Origin of the sequence: Burkholderia sp. F1 (genome assembly GCF_050813845.1) — a bacterium.
Taxonomy (GTDB): domain Bacteria; phylum Pseudomonadota; class Gammaproteobacteria; order Burkholderiales; family Burkholderiaceae; genus Burkholderia; species Burkholderia ubonensis.
Genome location: NZ_CP172422.1, coordinates 1295365 through 1312185 on the forward strand (window position 1 = coordinate 1295365; position 16821 = coordinate 1312185).

A 16821-nucleotide genomic window follows, 5' to 3' on the forward strand; every position below is an offset into this window, starting at 1 on the left:
CCGCTCCCGCTCGCTTCCTTTACGCCCGCTCCAGCACCGCCATCTCCCGCACGATCACGAGCAGCACGGCGAGGCTCGCGCCGCCCGTCGCGCGCAGGTCGGCGAGCAGCTGCGCATAGCGTTCGAGCGCGGCCTCGCGCCGCGCGCGCCACGCGTCGACGATCGCCTCGGGCGTCGACGTTTCGGCGGCTTCGCCGAGCGCGCTCGTCGTCAGTGCGCGCTTGAGGCGCGCGACGTCCGCGAGCGCCGCCGCGCGCGCCATCATGTCCCAGTGCGTGGGCGTCGGCAGCGCCGCCGCGCGCTCGCTGATCCAGCCGTAGTTGAGCTGCGTGCCGAGCGCGAAGTACACGCCTGCGACGAGCTCCAGGCTGCGGTTGCAGGTCGCGGCCACCTCGGCGATGTCGAGCAGCGCGGCCGAGATGTCGCCGCTCGCGACCCGCACCGCGAGCGTGCTGTCGACGCCCGCGTCGACCAGCACGCGCTGCCGCTCGGACAGCGCGTCGAGATCGGCGGCCGGCAGCAGCGCCGGCAGTTGCGGCGCCAGCCGCTCGGCGGCGTCGCGGCAGCGCGCGAGCAGTTCGCCGACGCCGCCGTCGCCGATCGCGCCCGCCTGCAGGTGCCGCAGGAACCACAGCGCCGCGCGTTCGAGCAGCCGCGCGACGTCGACGAACATGCGCGCCTGCACGTCGTCGGCGACGCGGTTGTCGAGCGCGTCGATGTCGCGCCAGACCGCGTCGAGATCGAACACGTCGCGCGCCATGATGCACGCGCGCACGATGTCGCCGGGTTGCGCGTCGGTTTCCTCCATCAGCCGGTGCACGAACGCGCAGCCGACCCGGTTGACGAGCGCGTTCGTCAGGTGCGTCGCGAGAATCTCGCGGCGCAGCGGATGGCGGCACATCGGCTCGCTGAAGCGCTGCTGCAGCGGCTTCGGGAAATAGTCGACCAGCATTCCGGCAACGAGCGGGTCTTCCGGCACGTCGGATTCGAGCAGCGCGTCGTACAGCCACATCTTGCTGTACGCGAGCAGCACCGCGCGCTCCGGCGACGTGAGGCCGAGCTTCGCGGCCTGGCGCTCGGCGACGTCGTCGTCGGTCGGCAGGAACTCGATCACGCGGTTCAGCCGCCCCGCGCGTTCGAGCCAGCGCATCAGGCGCGCCTCGGCGTCGAGCAGCTCGACCGTGTAGCGGCCTGCGATCGACAGCGCCTGGGTCTGGTAGTAGTTGTCGCGCAGCACGAGCAGCCCGACTTCGTCGGTCATCTCGGCAAGCAGCGCGTTGCGCTGCTTCTCGGTCATCTCGCCGTCCGCGACGACCAGCCCGAGCAGGATCTTGATGTTGACTTCGTGATCCGAACAGTCGACGCCGGCCGAGTTGTCGATCGCGTCGGTGTTGACGCGTCCGCCGCGCTGCGCGAACTCGATGCGCCCGAACTGCGTGAAGCCGAGGTTGCCGCCTTCGCCGACGACTTTGCAGCGCAGCTCCGAGCCGTTCACGCGCACCGCGTCGTTCGCGCGGTCGCCGACCTGCGCGTTGGTCTCGCGGGCCGCCTTCACGTAGGTGCCGATCCCGCCGTTGTACAGCAGGTCGACCGGCGCCTGCAGGATCGCGCGGATCAGCTCGTTCGGCGCGAGCGCGGCCGCGTCGATGCCGAGCGCGGCCTGCGCCGCGGCAGACAGCGGGATCGTCTTCGCGGTGCGCGGATAGACGCCGCCGCCCGTGGAGATCGCCGCCGCGTCGTAGTCGGCCCAGCTCGACCGTTCGAGCGCGAACAGCCGCGCGCGCTCCGCGAAGCTCGCGGCCGGATCGGGGTTCGGGTCGAGGAACACGTGCCGGTGGTCGAACGCCGCGACGAGCCGGATGTGCGGCGACAGCAGCATGCCGTTGCCGAACACGTCGCCCGACATGTCGCCGACGCCGACCACCGTGAAGTCGGTCGTCTGCGTGTCGACGCCCATCTCGCGGAAATGCCGCTTGACCGACTCCCACGCGCCGCGCGCGGTGATCGCCATCTTCTTGTGGTCATAGCCGACCGAGCCGCCCGACGCGAACGCATCGTCGAGCCAGAAGCCGTATTCGTGCGAGATCGCGTTCGCGTAGTCGGAGAAGGTGGCCGTGCCCTTGTCGGCCGCGACGACGAGATACGGATCGTCGGGATCGTGACGCACGACGTCGGGCGGCGGCTCGACCGCATTGCCGGCGAGGTTGTCGGTCAGGTCGAGCAGGCCGCGCAGGAACGTCTGGTAGCACGCGACGCCTTCGCGCATCCACGCCTCGCGGTCGCTCGGCGGCGGCGGGTTCTTCACGACGAAGCCGCCTTTCGAGCCGACCGGCACGATCACGACGTTCTTCACCATCTGCGCCTTCATCAGGCCGAGCACTTCGGTGCGGAAATCCTCGCGGCGGTCGGACCAGCGCAGGCCGCCGCGCGCGACGCGTCCGCCGCGCAGGTGCACGCCCTCGACGCGCGGCGAATACACCCAGATCTCGAACATCGGCTTCGGCTCGGGCAGGCCGGGCACTTTCGCCGGATCGAACTTGAACGAGAGGTAGGGCTTGGGCTCGCCGCCCGCGTCGTGCCGGTAGTAGTTGGTGCGCTCGGTCGCGTTGATCACGCCGAGGAACTGGCGCAGGATCCGGTCCTCGTCGAGATTCGGCACCTGGTCGAGCGCGGTCTCGATCGCCTTCAGCAGCCGCTCGGCCTGTGCGTCGCGCGTGCTGCCGGTGCGCGGATCGAACCGCACGACGAACAGCTCGACGAGTTGCCGCGCGATCGCCGGATTGCCGGTCAGCGCGCGCTCGATGTACGCATCGCTGAACGTCGAGCCGACCTGCCGCAAGTACTTCGCATACGCGCGCAGGATCGTGACTTCGCGCGCGCTCAGGTGCGCGCGCAGCACGAGCCGGTTGAAATCGTCGTTCTCGATCCGGCCGCTCCAGATCCGGTCGAACGCGTCCTCGAACAGCCCCTTCACGCGCTCGATGTCGAACTCGGTGTCGTCCGCCAGTTCGAGGCCGAAATCGTGCACCCACGCGGGCGTGCCATCCTGCGCCTGGATCCGGTACGGCCGTTCCTCGTCGACGCGCACGCCGAGGTGTTCGAGCATCGGCAGGCTGCGCGACAGCGCGATCGGGTCGCCGGAGCGGTAGACCTTGAAGCGGAACGCGCGCGCTTCGGCCTCGATCGGCCGGTACAGGTTCATCGCGAGGCGCTCGGTGCCGTTCACGCGCTCGATCAGCTCGATGTCGCGCACCGCGGTGCGTGCCGGATAGTCGTCGCGGTAGCCGGCCGGGAACGAATCGGCATAGCGCTGCAGCAGGCGGTTGCCTTGCTCCTCGCCGAACGCGTCGAGCAGCGAGTCCGACAGGTCGTCCTGCCAGCGGCGCGTGACCTGAATGAGGCGCGTTTCGAGCTCGCGTGTATCGACGTCGGGCATCGTGCCCGGTTCCGCGTGCACGACGAAGTGGATCCGCGCGATCGCGGATTCCGACAGCAGCGGCGTGAATTCGAGGTTGACGCCTTTGAACGCGTCGACGAGCAGCCGCGCGATGCGCCGGCGCAGGTCGGTGTTGTACTTGTCGCGCGGCACGTAGACGAGGCACGACACGAAGCGGTCGAAGCGGTCGCGCCGCACGAACAGGCGCGTGCGCTGGTGCTCCTGCAGACGCAGCACGCCGAGCGCGATGTCGTACAGCTGGTCTTCGTCGGCCTGGAACAGCTCGTCGCGCGGATAGGTTTCGAGCACGGTGACGAGGGACTTGCCGAGATGGCCTTTCGGCAAGAAGCCCGCGCGCCGCACGATGTTCGCGCATTTGCGGCGCACGATCGGGATTTCCGAGCAGGAAACGAAGTAGGCGGTCGACGTGTAGAGCCCGATGAAGCGTCGCTCGCCGCACACCTTCCCGTCGGGGCCGATCAGCTTCACGCCGACGTAGTCGAGATAGCCGGGGCGGTGCACGGTCGCGCGCGAGTTCGCCTTGGTCAGGAAGATCGGCCAGGCGCCGTGGATGATTTCCGCGGCGGCGGGCGGCAGCGGCGTCAGGTCCGGCGTGCCGGGCGCGCGCAGCGCCTCGCGCAGGATGCCGGCGCCCGAGCCTTCGATGCCGCGCAGCGCGAAGCCGGCGCCGTGCGACACGAGCGCGTAGTCGCGTTGCCCGAGGAACGTGAAATGGTCGGCCAACATCCATTCGAGGAACGCGCGCGCCTCGATGTCTTCGGCGCTCGTCTCGCGCGCCTTCATCTCCTTGATCGTGCTGCGCGCGATGTCGACGATCTTCGGCCAGTCCTCGACGGACGCGCGCACGTCGCCGAGCACGCGCGCGATGTCGTTGCGCAGCGAGTCGAGCATTGCTGCGTCGCCGCACCGGTCGACTTCGAAATGAATGAACGACGCGAGCTGCGAGTGCCCGTTGTCGGTCGCGAGGCCGCCCAGGTCGACGCGCTCGATATTGCCGTTCTTGCTGCGCCAGATCCGGAACACGGGGTGCATCGCCGAGTGCAGCGCGAGGCCGAGGCGGTTGACGGCCATCGACACGGAATCGACGAGGAACGGCATGTCGTCGTTGACGATCTCGATCACCGTGTGGTCGGAGTGCCAGCCGTGCTGTTCGAGGATCGGGTTGTACACGCGCAGCCGCTCGCTGCCGGGCACGAATTTCTGGGCGGTTTGCCAGTGCGCCATCGCGGCGCCGTACAGATCGGCGATGCCGCGGCTTTGGAGGTCGTCGGCGTCGACGAAGTCGTAGTAATGGCGGAGGAAGGGTTCGACGATCCGGAACGTCGCCTCGGGCAAGCGCTCGCGTGCGAATTCGACGACATCGGAGAGCAGGTGTGCGACGACTTCTTCGTTCTTCGCTTCCATGGCGCGTTCTCCTCTCGGGTGGCCATCGACTGCTTCGTCAGTGGGCCATTATGCGCCGAATGCGTGGCAACGCCATGTGCGGGCGCACATCATCGGGAAGACACGGACAGCGGCGCCGGAGAAACGGCAAGACATGCTTACGTCAGTGGAAAGGCGACGGCGCATGGCCGTCGCGAAGCGCTCAGCGCTCGTCGCTCCACAGCTTGCCGCCGGTCGCCCAGTTCTCCTTTTTCACGTCGGTGAGGATGATGTCGACCGAGCCCGGCTCGCAGCCGAGCGTCTCGCAAGTGACGCGCGTGATCGCCTCGACGAACCGGCGCTTCTGTTCGACGGTGCGGCCTTCGAACAGCTGGATGTTGAATGTCGGCATGGGTTTCTCCTGTCAGGTCGGAATGGTCGGAAAGGTCGGAACAATTCAATCGCGATACGAAGGATCGATCCGGTCGACGCGGCGCAGCAGCGCGGGCCATTCCAGTTCGCCTTCGATCGCGCCGCCGTCGCGCAACTGCTCGGCGGTGCGCGCGGCAACGGCCGGCTCGGGCAGCACGAGCGGCCCGCCGCCTGCCTGCGCGCGCACCTGGATGTCGCACGCCTTGATCAGCGCATCCATCAGCACGTAGGCTTCGGCGACCGTGCGGCCGACCGTCAGCGTGCCGTGGTTGCGCAGCAGCATCGCGGATTTCGCGCCGAGGCTCGCGGTCAGCCGCGCGCCCTCGGCCGGCGAGAATGCCAGCGCCTCGTAGTCGTGATACGCGAGATCGCCGTAAAAGCGCAGCGCATGCTGCGATGCGGGCAGCAGCCCGTCGCGCTGGATCGATACCGCGATGCCGGCCGTATTGTGCAGGTGCATCACGCACACCGCGTCGGGCCGCGCCGCATGCACGGCCGCGTGCAGCGCGAAGCCGGTCACGTTGACCGGGTGCTCGCCGTCGCCGATCCGGTTGCCGGCGAGGTCGATCTTCACGAGGTTCGACGCGCACACCTCGTCGAACGTCAGCCCGAACGGATTGATCAGGGAGCGGCCGGGCTCGCCCGGCACGGTCGCCGACAGGTGCGTGTAGATCAGGTCGTCCCAGCCGTTCAGCGCGACGAGCCGGTACGCGGCGGCGAGATCGACGCGCAGCCGGCGTTCGGCGTCCGAGATCGGGCCGCCGGACGTGACGGCGTCAGGACGGTGAGCGAATGACGACATCGGCGTCTCCCTGGGTGAAGCGGCGCATGACCCATACGGTGAGCCACGACGCCAGCACGAACGGCGCGGTGAGGGCGGTGACGCCCGCGCGCATCGCGAGCGCCTGCAGCAGCGCGGCGAGCACCGCGGCCGCCAATGCGGCGCGCGCGCCGCGCGGCATCAGCGCTATCGCGGCGAGCGCGCCGTTGAAGCCTGGCAGACTGTCCGCGAGCGTCGCGGCGTCGGCGCCGAGCGCGATCAGCAGCGCGGACGATACCGCCGCGCCGCCGAGCGCGAACGCGGCCGCGCGGCGCGACGCGGCGGCCAGCCCGGCGACGATCAGCGCGCCGGCCCATGCGCCTTGCGCGAAGGTGGTCTGCGCGACGCCGGCGAGCAGCGCCGGTGCGAACGCGGGCAGCGACAGCGGCATGCCGGCCGCGCTCGCGCCCGCATGCTGCGTCGCGACAAACGGCAGCCACAGCGCGGTAACGGCAAGGCACGGGCTCGAATACGGGCACTGGCGCCATGTCTCGAGCGGCCGGCGCAGCGCGCGCTGCACGAGCGCGGCGCCGATGGCGGCGAGCGGCGCGAGCGCGACGGCCGCGAGCGGCTGCGGCGCGAACGTGACGGCGGCCAGCGCGGCGAGCGCGCCGTTGAAGCCGGCCAGCCCGGGCTCGACGTCGCGGCGCGCGGCGCCGGTCAGCACGGCGACCATGTTGGCCGCCGCCGCGCCGAGCAGCGCCGCGCACGCGAGCCGCGCGTCGGTGAGCGCCAGCGCGGCGAGCAGCAGCGCGCCCGTCAGCGCGTTCGCCTGCAGCACGATCTGCCCGAGGCTGCGCAGCAGGATGCGCAGGTCGATCGACGGCGAGGCGGGCTGGGCTGATGGCATGACGGCGGCGGTGCAGGACGAGCCGCGAGGATAGGGCAGAACGGCCCGGTGCGGCATAGGGGCAACTGGATAGAGGGAATTTGCCCTCATGCGTTCGATCGTCGTGTCCGACCGCGACACGATCGCGTGCATGTGCGAAATCTTGTCGAAAACAGGCTGACGTTTGGCTGAAGTCAAGCTTACGCGACCATAAAACGCTGAGTACAATACCGGACCACTCAACATGGCGGCGGCGCTCGCTCGTGCGACGACACCTGCGGCGCACCGCGCAACCTGCGCGCATCGGTGCGGCACGGCCGGTCCTCAACGGTTCTCGACGGGTCATACATGAGTCAAGAAAAGGCAAGACATCCACTCCTCGTCTGGCTGCTGATCGTCGGCACCGGCTTCGTCGTGATGGCGCGCGCGATGAGCCTGCCGTTTCTTGCGATCTACCTGCATGAACGGATGGGGCTCGACGCAGCGACGATCGGCCTGTTGCTGGGTACGGGCGCGCTCGTCGGCACGTTCGGCGGCTTCTTCGGCGGCCATCTGTCCGACGTGCTCGGCCGGCGCAAGGTGCTGACCGGCTGCCTGCTCGTATCAAGCCTGTCGTTCGTCGCGCTTCATTTCGCGGCCAGCGCGTGGCAGGTCTTCATCGCCAACCTCTTCATCAATCTCGCGAGCTCGTTCTACGAGCCGGTCTCGAAGGCCGCCATCAGCGACAATCTCCCGCCCGAGCAGCGGCTCAGCGCATTCGCGCGACGCTACGTCGCGATCAACGTCGGCTTCGCGATCGGGCCGCTCCTCGGCGCTTCGCTCGGCCTGCTCGACAAGTCCCCGGTGTTCCTCATCACGGGTGCGGTCTACCTGCTGTTCTCGATCGCGATCCATGCGATCACGGCCCGGCTCGCGTTCGGCCGCGCGCCGCACGAAGCGGCCGCGTCCGACCTGCCGCTCTCCGCGAAACTCTGCATCGTTGGCACCGACCGGCGCCTCGTTCTCTTCACCGCGGGCAGTATGCTCGCGATCGCCGTACACGGCGAAATGTCGGTCACGTTCTCGCAATACCTGATCGGCGCGTTCGACGACGGCCTCAAGATGTTCGCTTGGCTAATGAGCGCGAATGCGATCACGGTCGTCGCAAGCCAGCCGTTCCTGAACCGCGTAGGCGAGCGGCGCGGACCGTTCGCGTCGCTCACGCTCGGCGCGATCCTGCTCGCGATCGGCGCGGCCGGTTTCGCGAATTCGCCGAACATGATCGCGCTCGTTGCGTCGATGATCGTCTTCACGTGGGGCGAAGTGCTGCTCATCCCGTCGGAATACGCGGTCCTCGACAGCATCACGCCCGAGCCGTTGCGCGGCATCTATTACGGCGCGCATTCGCTCAGCAACGTCGGCAATCTGCTCGGCCCCTGGCTTGGCGGCCTCGTGCTGCTGCACTACGGCGGCGCCGCGATGTTCTACGGCATGGGTTTCGTCGCGCTGCTCAGCCTGCTCACGTTCGTCGTCGGCTCGCAGATCAAGCCTGCACCGGAGGGCCGGCTCGAAGTCCAGAACCGCTGACGGTCCCACCCGCCGGCGCGTCGCGCGTTGCGCGCATGTCCGCGGCTTCGCACGCTCCTCGGCGGTATCGAATCGGATGAGTCGGACCGGATGCGGCTGGTCGGATCGGTCTGCTTTCATTGCAATGGGGCCGCCTGCCTGTCGTATTGGCGGGTTTGGCGCATGAGCTTTTTGTCGAGATCCTTGGTGCTTTGAATACGCCCGCGTGATGAATTCGTGCGACGATGCCCGGCATTCGACAACAGGCAAGGAGGCGGGACGATGCGTGAAGTGCGTTGGGCGTCGCTGGAGGGCGACGGGATCGAACATCTGGCGTTCGACCGCAGCGACGGCGGGATCATCGTGGAAAGCGTGGTGGTCGGCCAGCGGTACGGCAAGTCCTACGGGCTTGCGTACCGGGTGGTCTGCGACGCGCAATGGCGGGCGACCTATGCGGTGCTCAAGGTGATGGGCGGCGGCACGCTCGAGCTGCACGGCGACGGCCTCGGCCACTGGCGCGACAGCTCCGGGCGGGCGCTGCCCGAGCTGGACGGCTGCATCGACATCGACATCGCGGCGACGCCGTACACGAACGCGCTGCCGATCGGCCGCCTCGGGCTTGCGCGCGGCGAGCGGCGGCCGATCGATGTCGTCTACGTGTCGACGCCGGACCTGAAGGCGACCCTGGTCCAGCAGGCGTATGCGTGCATCGAGCCGGGCCGGCGCTACCGCTACGAAGGCATCTTCCGGGATTTCACCGCCGAGATGGACATCGACGACGATGGCCTCGTGATCGACTACGAGACGCTGTTCAGGCGCTTGCCGGCCGGCCGCTGAGCGGACGCAGCGGCTTTTTTCTCGTGCGCGGCGGCGAAGCGGTCGATCCGCGCCGCGATCAGGTCGGGGTCGCGCAACACGATCCAGTGTGCGCCGTCGATTTCCTCGCGCACGTGCTCGCCGAGCCAGCGGTCGAGGTCGACCGACATCTCCGGCGTCACATAGCGGTCGCGCACCGGCACGAGGATCTGCACCGGCGCCTGCGCATGGCGCTCGCGCGGCCGCCGCGCCCGCGCGACGAAGTTCGCGCGGTACATCTGCATGCCGTTCAGCGCGTTCTTCAACTGCGCGGGGTCGCGCTCGGGGCGAACCCGTTCGGTGAGCTGCAGCCAGCGCGGCCACAGCGCCGCGCCGCCGAGCCGCCACACCAGCGACGGCACGAGCGGCAGGTGGAAGAACGCGATGTACCACGACTTCAGGCTCTGCGCGAGCCGCATCCTCGCGCGGAACACATGGTCGAGGCACGGCCCGGAGATCGACGTGTACGACGCGATGCGCCCGCGCAATGCCGGATCGGTCACCGCTTCCCAGCACTGGATCGACCCCCAGTCGTGACCGACGAGGTGGAACGGCCGGCCGCCGCAGGTCGCGTCGGCGACCGCCTTCAGGTCGTCGGCGAGCCGCGCGAGCGTGTAGTCGGCGCGGCGGCGCGGCGCGTCGGATGCGCCCGCGCCGCGCACGTCGTATGCGATCACGCGGTAGCGTTTCGCGAGCCGCGCGCGGATCGGCTCCCACACCCTCGCCGAATCCGGATAGCCGTGTACGAGGATCACGGGCGGCGCGCGGCGCGAGCCGCTCGCGTAGACGGCGAGCTTCACGTCGCCGGACCGGACGGTCAGCATTTCGCTTGCGCGCGCCATTGCATCACGCCTGCGGGACCGGATGCAGCGGCACGCGGCGCGGCGCGGCCTGCGCGGCGTAGCGCGCGTTGGTCGCGTCGATGTTCGCGAGCAGCGTGTCGAGCCCCTGCAGATACTGGTGGTTGTCGTGGTCCCATGGATGGAAGCCCGGCCGGAAATAGTCGAGCCATTCTCGCGCGATGCTCGGGAACACGCCATTCTTCGGGCTGTACAGGTACTTCACGAGCCGCCACATGCCGCCGAACTTGCCGTGACGGCGCCGATGCGCGAGCATCAGGCGCACGTGGAAGTCGAACACGATCGTCCAGAACATGGCGGTCGTCGTCAGCATCGTGCCGGTGCGCAGCAGGTAGCTGCCGAGGCCCGGCTTCATCACGGCGTTCCACACGTCGTACGAAACAGCCTTGTGCTCGGTCTCTTCCATCGCGTGCCACATCCACATCTGCTGGTAGCCCTCGACGGACCCGTCGATCCGGTGCTCGTGGCCCGACAGCAGCTGGTTCGCGAGAATCGCCGTGTAGTGCTCGAGCGCGATCGTGATCGCGAGCTGCATCGAATGCGGCAGCACCTTCTTGAACCAGCCGAGGATCGCCCACAGGCGCTTGTCGAGCTTGTGCGCGGGCAGCCCCGCCGCCTGCAGCAGGTCGTTGTACTCGATGTGCTCGCGCGTGTGCATCGCTTCCTGGCCGATGAAGCCCATCACCTGCTTCTTCAGTTCCGGGTCGTCGATCCGGTCGCGGTAGTTGCGCACCGAGTCCATGAAGAACCGCTCGCCGGCCGGGAACAGCAGCGACAGCGCGTTCATGAAGTGGGTGACGGGCACGCCCTGGACATGCCAGTCGCGCGCGCGCTCCGGGGGCAGCGCGAAACGGATGTCGCGCCGCACGGGCATCATCTGCGGTGTCGTCATGACTGTTCTCCTCCCTGATTGCCAGCGTTGTTGTACGTTGCGTGGGCCGGTGCGGGCGCGGCCCGGGCGGCGCGGCGGCGTGCCTTCGCGGCTTCATGTTTCGTTGCAAACACAACCAGCGCCTGATATGCGGCGGGCAGGATGCGCGCGAGCCAGTCGGCGCCGCGCGCGTCGCGGCCGATCAGCACGCGGCGCTTGTTCCGGCGCACGCCGGCGAGGATCGTGCGCGCGGCGTCGTCGGCGGTCGTGATGAAGAATTTCTCGAACTCGTCCTTGCCTTGCTGCTCGCTCTCGACCATGAAGCCGACCATGTTCTTCGCGACGCGGCTCGATTGCGCGATGTTGGTGCGGATGCCGCCCGGGTGCACGCAGGTCGCCGACACGCCGCAGTTCATCATGTCGAGCTCCTGGCGCAGCGATTCGGTGAAGCCGCGCACCGCGTACTTGGTTGCGTTGTAGCCGCTCATGCCCGGCTGCGCGAAGATCCCGAAGATGCTCGACGTGTTGATCACGTGACCGTCGCCGGACGCCTTCAGGTGCGGCAGGAACGCCTTCGTGCCGTGCACGACGCCCCAGAAGTTGATGTTCACGATCCATTCGAGATCGCTGTATTCCATCCCGTCGATCGTGCTCGACAGCGCGACGCCCGCGTTGTTGAAGACCAGGTTGACCTTGCCGTGCGCCTGCGCGGTGTCGTCGGCCCACGCGAACATCGCGGCGCGCTCGCCGACGTCCAGCACGCGCGTCGTCACGCGCACGCCCGGCGCGACCGTGCGGACGATCCGTTCGGTTTCGGCGAGGCCGACCGCGTTCTTGTCGGCGAGCGCTACGTGGCAGCCGGCCTGCGCGAGCTGCACCGCGAGCGCGCGGCCCATGCCCGAGCCCGCGCCGGTGATCGCGGCGACCTTGTTGGCGAAATCTCTCATGTCGTTGGCTCCTGTTCGAGGCTCAGGCCGCTTCGGCGGAAGCGGCGGAGGCGGGCGCGGGGATCGGCCGCGCGGCCGTGTCGTGTTGCGGGACGCCGTACGCGTGGTAGTCGGCCATCGAGAAGCGCGCGGTCGCCTGCCGGAAGCGCCACGTGAAGCCCGGCCACAGCGTCGTGTTCTTGCCGGTGCGCGGGTCGAGATACCAGCTCTTGCAGCCGCCCGTCGACCAGATCGCCTTCTTCAGCCGGCCCTGCAGGTCGTGGTTGAACTGCGCCTCGACGAGCGGGCGCACCTCGATCGCGTCCGCGCGCTCGCGGCGCATCGCCTGCAGCGCGCCGAGGATGTACTCGATCTGCGACTCGATCATGAACACCATCGAGTTGTGGCCGAGGCCGGTGTTCGGGCCGACGATCATGAAGAAGTTCGGATAGCCGGGCAGCGTCGTGCCGAGATATGCATGCGCGCCGTCGCGCCACGCGTCGACGATGTCGAGCCCGCCGCGGCCGATGACTGCGCCGCGCGGATACGGATCGGCGACCTGGAAGCCGGTGCCGTAGATCAGGCAGTCGACTTCATGGCGCTTGCCGTCGGTCGTGACGACCGCGTTTTCTTCGATGCGCTCGATGCCGGTCGTGATCACGTCGACGTTCTTGCGCGACAGCGCCGGGTAGTAGTCGTTCGAGATCAGCACGCGCTTGCAGCCGAGCGTGTAGTCCGGCGTCACGGCGCGGCGCAGGTCCGGATCGGGAATCTGCTTCTTGATATGGCGCAGCGCGAGCTTCTGCACGTTCTTCATCAGTGACGGATGGATCGCGAAGCCGAGCACGCGCGATTCGAGCATCCAGTAGATGCCGCTCCTCACGGCCTTCTGCGTGAACGGCAGCGTGCGGAACAGCCACTGCTCGAGCTTTGTCACGTTGCGGTCCGGCTTCGGCATGATCCACGGCGGCGTGCGCTGGAACAGCGCGAGCGCCTGCACGCGCGGCGCGATCTGCGGGACGAACTGGATCGCGCTCGCGCCGGTGCCGATCACCGCGACGCGCTTGCCGTCGAGCGAATAGTCGTGATCCCACTGCTGCGAGTGGAACGCGCGGCCCTTGAAGGTCTCGACGCCCGGGATCGCCGGCAGCGCCGCGCGCGACAGGCCGCCCATCCCCGATACCAGCACGCGCGCGGCGAGCCGCTTGCCGTTTGCGAACGCGAGGCGCCAGCGCTGTGCGGCTTCATCGTATTCGGCGCGCTGCAGCTCGTGGTTCAGGCGCAGGTGCGCGCCGATCCCGAAGCGCTGCACGCAGTCTTCGAGATACGCGCGGATTTCCGGCTGCGGCGCGAACATGCGCGTCCAGCGCGGGTTCGGCGCGAACGAGAACGAATAGACGTGCGATTGCACGTCGCAGGCACACCCGGGGTAATGGTTGTCGCGCCACGTGCCGCCGACCGACGCCGCCTTCTCGAGGACGACGAAATCGGTCACGCCCGTTTGCCGCAAGCGAATCGCCATCCCGAGACCGGCAAAGCCGGTGCCGATGATGGCGATGTCGACGGTTTCGTCGGGGCCGTCGTGACCAGAGGGGCCGAAAGGCAGGGTGCGAGCATTCATCCGGGCGTCTCCGTTATGGCTCATTTTTGAATGTTACATTGTTTGATGTAACGATAGTGGGTGAACCTGGAAACCGCAAGGGGCTAGACGGCGGGCTCTAATGGCCGGAAGCCTTGTGGGAAAAGGCGGGGACGGGTTTGGAACGGTATCGCGGAGAGGCCGTCGGCGGCGCGGCGAGGCCCGTGGAACGCGGGTGGGCGGGGACGGCGCAGACCGCCGGCGCGCGGCGGTCTGTTTGAAACCGAATCAGGGCCGCATCGAACGGCCGGCCGTCTCATGGAAAACCCCGGCGACGATCGTCACCTGCGCGAGCGCGTACAGCGCCCAGATCAGGTAGTCGATGCCGGCGAATCCGCCGAGGAAGCGGCCGACGCCGATCAGCGTGTCGGAGCCGACGAAGATCAGGCTGCCGAGCGCGACGAGCGGGCCGCGGGTGCGCGCGGCGAGCGCGAAGCTCGCCATCGCGCACAGCACGAGCATGTAGACGGCGACCGGCGCGGCCAGCTCGCCGAGATGCGGGAAGAATGTCGCGTAGAAGGCGGGGGCCGCGACCCACAGCGCGATCAGCGCGGCGACGCGCCAGCCGTGCGGGCGCGCGCGCCAGCGCAGGAAGATCGCGCAATAGCCCAGATGCGTGAGCAGGAACGCGCCGAGCCCGCCGACGAACGACGGCGGCCAGCCGGGCAGCGCGAGCAGCACGTCGCCGAGCACGGCGGTCGCGAGCGCCGCGCACAGCCACGCGCGTACGCGCGGCGCGCCGCAGGCAACGGCCGCCGCGAGCAGCAGCACGCCCATCGCGGCCTTCGCGGCGGCCTGTCCGGGATAGGGCGCGGCGGCAAGCGAGAGGCCGTACGCGAGCGCGGCGGCGATGGCGAGCGGCCAGAGGCGGCGGTAGGCGGCGGGAAGCGTGGCGATCACGGCGGGTGTCTCCGGGAGGCTTGTTGTCGTTGTCATGGTCGGGCGCGCGAGGGCGGCCGCTGGTCATTATGGAGAAGAAAGGAAGCGCGAAAACCGGCGAAGCCCTCTAGTTCCGGTGCGGGCCGTCCGCCGCGCATCCGGTTCGCCGTGCGCGATTTGGCTTGCTATGATCGCCGCGGGATATTCGTCCCTCCCGGCTGCGCTACAGGATTCGCAAGCCAGCGCGACGGCCGCCACGCATCATCGCGCGCCGCGCGTTCCCAATGAATCCGTGCCGTCCGACCCGCCAACCTTCCCGATGCGGGCGAGACCGGCTTATCCGGAAAGCAGGTTCGACATGACCGAACTTCTCCACGGCGACGGCGCGATCCGTCGCACATCCCCGTACGGCGCCTCGATCGAAAACACCTATGCGGGCGTGCTGTCGTTCATGCGGCGCAATTACACGCGCACGCTCGACGGCGTCGACGTCGCGATCTCGGGCGTGCCGCTCGATCTCGCGACGACTTACCGCTCGGGCGCGCGGCTCGGCCCGGCGGCGATCCGCGCGGCGAGCGTGCAGCTCGCGGAACTGCATCCGTATCCATGGGGCTTCAACCCGTTCGACGCGCTGGCGGCGATCGACTACGGCGACTGCTGGTTCGACGCGCACAACCCGCTGACGATCAAGCCGGCGATCGTCGAGCATGCGCGCACGATCCTGCGCTCGGGGGCGAAGATGCTGACGCTCGGCGGCGACCACTACGTCACGTATCCGTTGCTTGTCGCGCATGCGGAGCGTTATGGCAGGCCGCTGTCGCTGATCCATTTCGACGCGCACTGCGATACGTGGGCCGACGACGCGCCGGACAGCCTTAACCACGGCACGATGTTCTACAAGGCCGTGAAGGAAGGGCTGATCGATCCCGCGACGTCGGTGCAGGTCGGCATCCGTACCTGGAACGATGATTTCCTCGGGATCGAGCGGCTCGACGCCGCGTGGGTGCACGAGCATGGCCCGCGCGCGGCGGTCGAGCGGATCGTCGGGATCGTCGGGGCGCGGCCCGCGTACCTGACGTTCGACATCGACTGCCTCGATCCGGCGTTTGCGCCCGGCACGGGCACGCCGGTCGCGGGCGGGCTGTCGTCCGCTCAGGCGCTCGCGATCGTGCGTGCGCTCGGCGCGGTGAACCTGGTCGGCGCGGACGTCGTCGAGGTCGCGCCCGCTTACGATCACGCGGACATCACCGCGATCGCGGCTGCACATGTTGCATGCGATTTGCTGTGTCTGTGGCGGCAGAAGAAGGTGGCAGGCGCGTGGCGGTGAGCGCACTGCACGCGTGATGCGGAACAGGCCGGCGGGCATTGCGTCCCGCCGGCCTTTTTTCATGCGCTGCGCGTAACTTCCCGTGGGGCCGGCAAAACAAGGCGCTTCGCGGATGGCCGGGGGCGCCCCATTGACGGCATGCCGCAACGGTTGTGCGCGCAACGCAAGCGTTCCCTCCGGTCAGCAGCATGCGGTGCTGCCTTGAGCCGTTACCAGTGCCAGACCTGATCGAAGCGGTCGAACAGGGCGGGGATCTCGGCACGCGCGAGCAGCGTCAGGCCGCCGATGACATCTTCCTGTGCCAGTCCGCAGTCACGCATGTCCTCGGTGACCGCATACACGGCAACGCCGCCGCCGATCATTTTGTCCAGATCCTTATCGAGCGCCGGCGGATGGACCTGCCGGCGCGTGCCGAAGGCGAGGCCGGTGGCATCCTGCCCGCGCGCTGCATAGTTCACGGCGCTTGCGCACAGCAGCAGGCTGATGTCCGCGCCGGCGTTTTTCAGCACATGGTTCAGCCACAGGATGGTGTCATCCTGTTCTTCGAGGGTAGCCCGGTACGCTGTCTCAACAATGCTCAGGATTTTCATGGCGCGGCTCCTATTTCGTCGGGATTACCAGCACAGCGTTGCTATTGATCGCGGAGTCGAGAAAATCCTTCGGGCTGCCTCGGCGGGGACCCTCAATCCAGTCACCTGCGCCGCGTTCGTCCACACACAGGCCGCAGTTGATCCAATCGAGCTTGACACCCTGCTGGGCAGCGAGTTGAAACAAGGCTGCCACCCAGTCCCTGGTTGTCGGGTGATCCTCCTCCTCCACGGATGTGCCCTTGACTGGATTGGCATGTGGGGCTTGCGCCTTCATGGTCAGATTGACTGCGCCTTCGTAGGCGAACACGGTTACGTCGTGCCCCCGTCGCAGTGCGGCATCCACAATGCGCAGCGCCGTCGTGCTCGCTGCCTTTTCATATGGGGGATCCATCAGTGCCAGGGTCAATTTCATACCGATAGCCATCACGT

Annotated in this window: 14 protein-coding genes; 3 read left to right on the top strand and 11 right to left on the bottom strand. The window is 68.4% G+C overall.

Translation table 11 applies throughout. The annotated features are described in order from the left end of the window. Window positions 1-19: 19 nt before the first annotated feature. From ACFIMZ_RS24930 to ACFIMZ_RS24945, 4 genes are all read right to left on the bottom strand, one after another. On the bottom strand, window positions 20-4861 hold the full coding sequence (locus ACFIMZ_RS24930) for an NAD-glutamate dehydrogenase (RefSeq protein WP_431824953.1): 4842 nt from the start codon (window positions 4859-4861) through the stop codon (window positions 20-22). 181 nt (window positions 4862-5042) lie between these two features. After that, complete coding sequence (locus ACFIMZ_RS24935; protein ID WP_124881211.1) at window positions 5043-5231, bottom strand: 4-oxalocrotonate tautomerase; 189 nt, start codon at window positions 5229-5231, stop codon at window positions 5043-5045. Window positions 5232-5276: 45 nt separating this feature from the next. Next, entirely contained in the window at window positions 5277-6053 is a 777-nt protein-coding gene (locus ACFIMZ_RS24940) for a class II aldolase/adducin family protein (RefSeq protein WP_431824954.1), read from the bottom strand. Beyond that, entirely contained in the window at window positions 6028-6921 is an 894-nt protein-coding gene (locus ACFIMZ_RS24945; RefSeq protein WP_431824955.1) for an urea transporter, read from the bottom strand. Before ACFIMZ_RS24945 ends, ACFIMZ_RS24940 begins: the two co-directional genes overlap by 26 nt. A gap of 327 nt (window positions 6922-7248) precedes the next feature. On the opposite strand from ACFIMZ_RS24945, the gene ACFIMZ_RS24950 reads away from it, so the two are divergent. Both ACFIMZ_RS24950 and ACFIMZ_RS24955 read left to right on the top strand, forming a co-directional pair. Then, window positions 7249-8466 (top strand): MDR family MFS transporter, encoded by a 1218-nt coding sequence (locus tag ACFIMZ_RS24950; RefSeq protein WP_431824956.1) that lies wholly within the window; start codon window positions 7249-7251, stop codon window positions 8464-8466. A 261-nt stretch (window positions 8467-8727) separates the two neighbouring features. After that, the gene (locus tag ACFIMZ_RS24955) at window positions 8728-9282 is read left to right on the top strand and encodes a putative glycolipid-binding domain-containing protein (protein WP_431824957.1); all 555 of its coding nucleotides are present in this window, start codon (window positions 8728-8730) and stop codon (window positions 9280-9282) included. Here the strand turns inward: ACFIMZ_RS24955 and ACFIMZ_RS24960 are convergent. From ACFIMZ_RS24960 to ACFIMZ_RS24980, 5 genes are all read right to left on the bottom strand, one after another. After that, on the bottom strand, window positions 9243-10142 hold the full coding sequence (locus tag ACFIMZ_RS24960) for an alpha/beta fold hydrolase (RefSeq protein WP_431824958.1): 900 nt from the start codon (window positions 10140-10142) through the stop codon (window positions 9243-9245). The genes ACFIMZ_RS24955 and ACFIMZ_RS24960 overlap by 40 nt on opposite strands. A 4-nt stretch (window positions 10143-10146) precedes the next feature. Beyond that, complete coding sequence (locus tag ACFIMZ_RS24965) at window positions 10147-11052, bottom strand: metal-dependent hydrolase (RefSeq protein WP_431824959.1); 906 nt, start codon at window positions 11050-11052, stop codon at window positions 10147-10149. Continuing rightward, window positions 11049-11978 (bottom strand): SDR family NAD(P)-dependent oxidoreductase, encoded by a 930-nt coding sequence (locus tag ACFIMZ_RS24970; RefSeq protein ID WP_431824960.1) that lies wholly within the window; start codon window positions 11976-11978, stop codon window positions 11049-11051. The genes ACFIMZ_RS24965 and ACFIMZ_RS24970 overlap by 4 nt, the downstream gene beginning before the upstream one ends. 22 nt (window positions 11979-12000) lie before the next feature. Further along, window positions 12001-13578 carry a flavin-containing monooxygenase gene (locus tag ACFIMZ_RS24975; protein ID WP_431824961.1) on the bottom strand — a complete coding sequence of 526 codons (1578 nt, stop codon included), beginning with the start codon at window positions 13576-13578 and terminating at the stop codon, window positions 12001-12003. Between the two features lie 246 nt (window positions 13579-13824). Continuing rightward, complete coding sequence (locus ACFIMZ_RS24980) at window positions 13825-14496, bottom strand: lysoplasmalogenase (RefSeq protein WP_431824962.1); 672 nt, start codon at window positions 14494-14496, stop codon at window positions 13825-13827. Between the two features lie 337 nt (window positions 14497-14833). On the opposite strand from ACFIMZ_RS24980, the gene speB reads away from it, so the two are divergent. Continuing rightward, entirely contained in the window at window positions 14834-15802 is a 969-nt protein-coding gene (gene speB / locus ACFIMZ_RS24985) for an agmatinase (protein WP_431824963.1), read from the top strand. A gap of 209 nt (window positions 15803-16011) precedes the next feature. Here the strand turns inward: speB and ACFIMZ_RS24990 are convergent, their stop codons facing one another. Beyond that, window positions 16012-16392 (bottom strand): hypothetical protein, encoded by a 381-nt coding sequence (locus ACFIMZ_RS24990; RefSeq protein ID WP_431824964.1) that lies wholly within the window; start codon window positions 16390-16392, stop codon window positions 16012-16014. Between the two features lie 10 nt (window positions 16393-16402). Further along, complete coding sequence (locus ACFIMZ_RS24995; RefSeq protein ID WP_431824965.1) at window positions 16403-16816, bottom strand: DsrE/DsrF/TusD sulfur relay family protein; 414 nt, start codon at window positions 16814-16816, stop codon at window positions 16403-16405. Window positions 16817-16821 lie beyond the last annotated feature (5 nt).

What these genes read in the sequence shown, in the direction of transcription:
- ACFIMZ_RS24930 (WP_431824953.1), bottom strand. Translation starts at nt 4,861, where the DNA reads ATGGAAGCGAAGAACGAAGAAGTCGTCGCACACCTGCTCTCCGATGTC.
- ACFIMZ_RS24935 (WP_124881211.1), bottom strand. Translation starts at nt 5,231, where the DNA reads ATGCCGACATTCAACATCCAGCTGTTCGAAGGCCGCACCGTCGAACAG.
- ACFIMZ_RS24940 (WP_431824954.1), bottom strand. Translation starts at nt 6,053, where the DNA reads ATGTCGTCATTCGCTCACCGTCCTGACGCCGTCACGTCCGGCGGCCCG.
- ACFIMZ_RS24945 (WP_431824955.1), bottom strand. Translation starts at nt 6,921, where the DNA reads ATGCCATCAGCCCAGCCCGCCTCGCCGTCGATCGACCTGCGCATCCTG.
- ACFIMZ_RS24950 (WP_431824956.1), top strand. Translation starts at nt 7,249, where the DNA reads ATGAGTCAAGAAAAGGCAAGACATCCACTCCTCGTCTGGCTGCTGATC.
- ACFIMZ_RS24955 (WP_431824957.1), top strand. Translation starts at nt 8,728, where the DNA reads ATGCGTGAAGTGCGTTGGGCGTCGCTGGAGGGCGACGGGATCGAACAT.
- ACFIMZ_RS24960 (WP_431824958.1), bottom strand. Translation starts at nt 10,142, where the DNA reads ATGGCGCGCGCAAGCGAAATGCTGACCGTCCGGTCCGGCGACGTGAAG.
- ACFIMZ_RS24965 (WP_431824959.1), bottom strand. Translation starts at nt 11,052, where the DNA reads ATGACGACACCGCAGATGATGCCCGTGCGGCGCGACATCCGTTTCGCG.
- ACFIMZ_RS24970 (WP_431824960.1), bottom strand. Translation starts at nt 11,978, where the DNA reads ATGAGAGATTTCGCCAACAAGGTCGCCGCGATCACCGGCGCGGGCTCG.
- ACFIMZ_RS24975 (WP_431824961.1), bottom strand. Translation starts at nt 13,578, where the DNA reads ATGAATGCTCGCACCCTGCCTTTCGGCCCCTCTGGTCACGACGGCCCC.
- speB (WP_431824963.1), top strand. Translation starts at nt 14,834, where the DNA reads ATGACCGAACTTCTCCACGGCGACGGCGCGATCCGTCGCACATCCCCG.
- ACFIMZ_RS24990 (WP_431824964.1), bottom strand. Translation starts at nt 16,392, where the DNA reads ATGAAAATCCTGAGCATTGTTGAGACAGCGTACCGGGCTACCCTCGAA.
- ACFIMZ_RS24995 (WP_431824965.1), bottom strand. Translation starts at nt 16,816, where the DNA reads ATGGCTATCGGTATGAAATTGACCCTGGCACTGATGGATCCCCCATAT.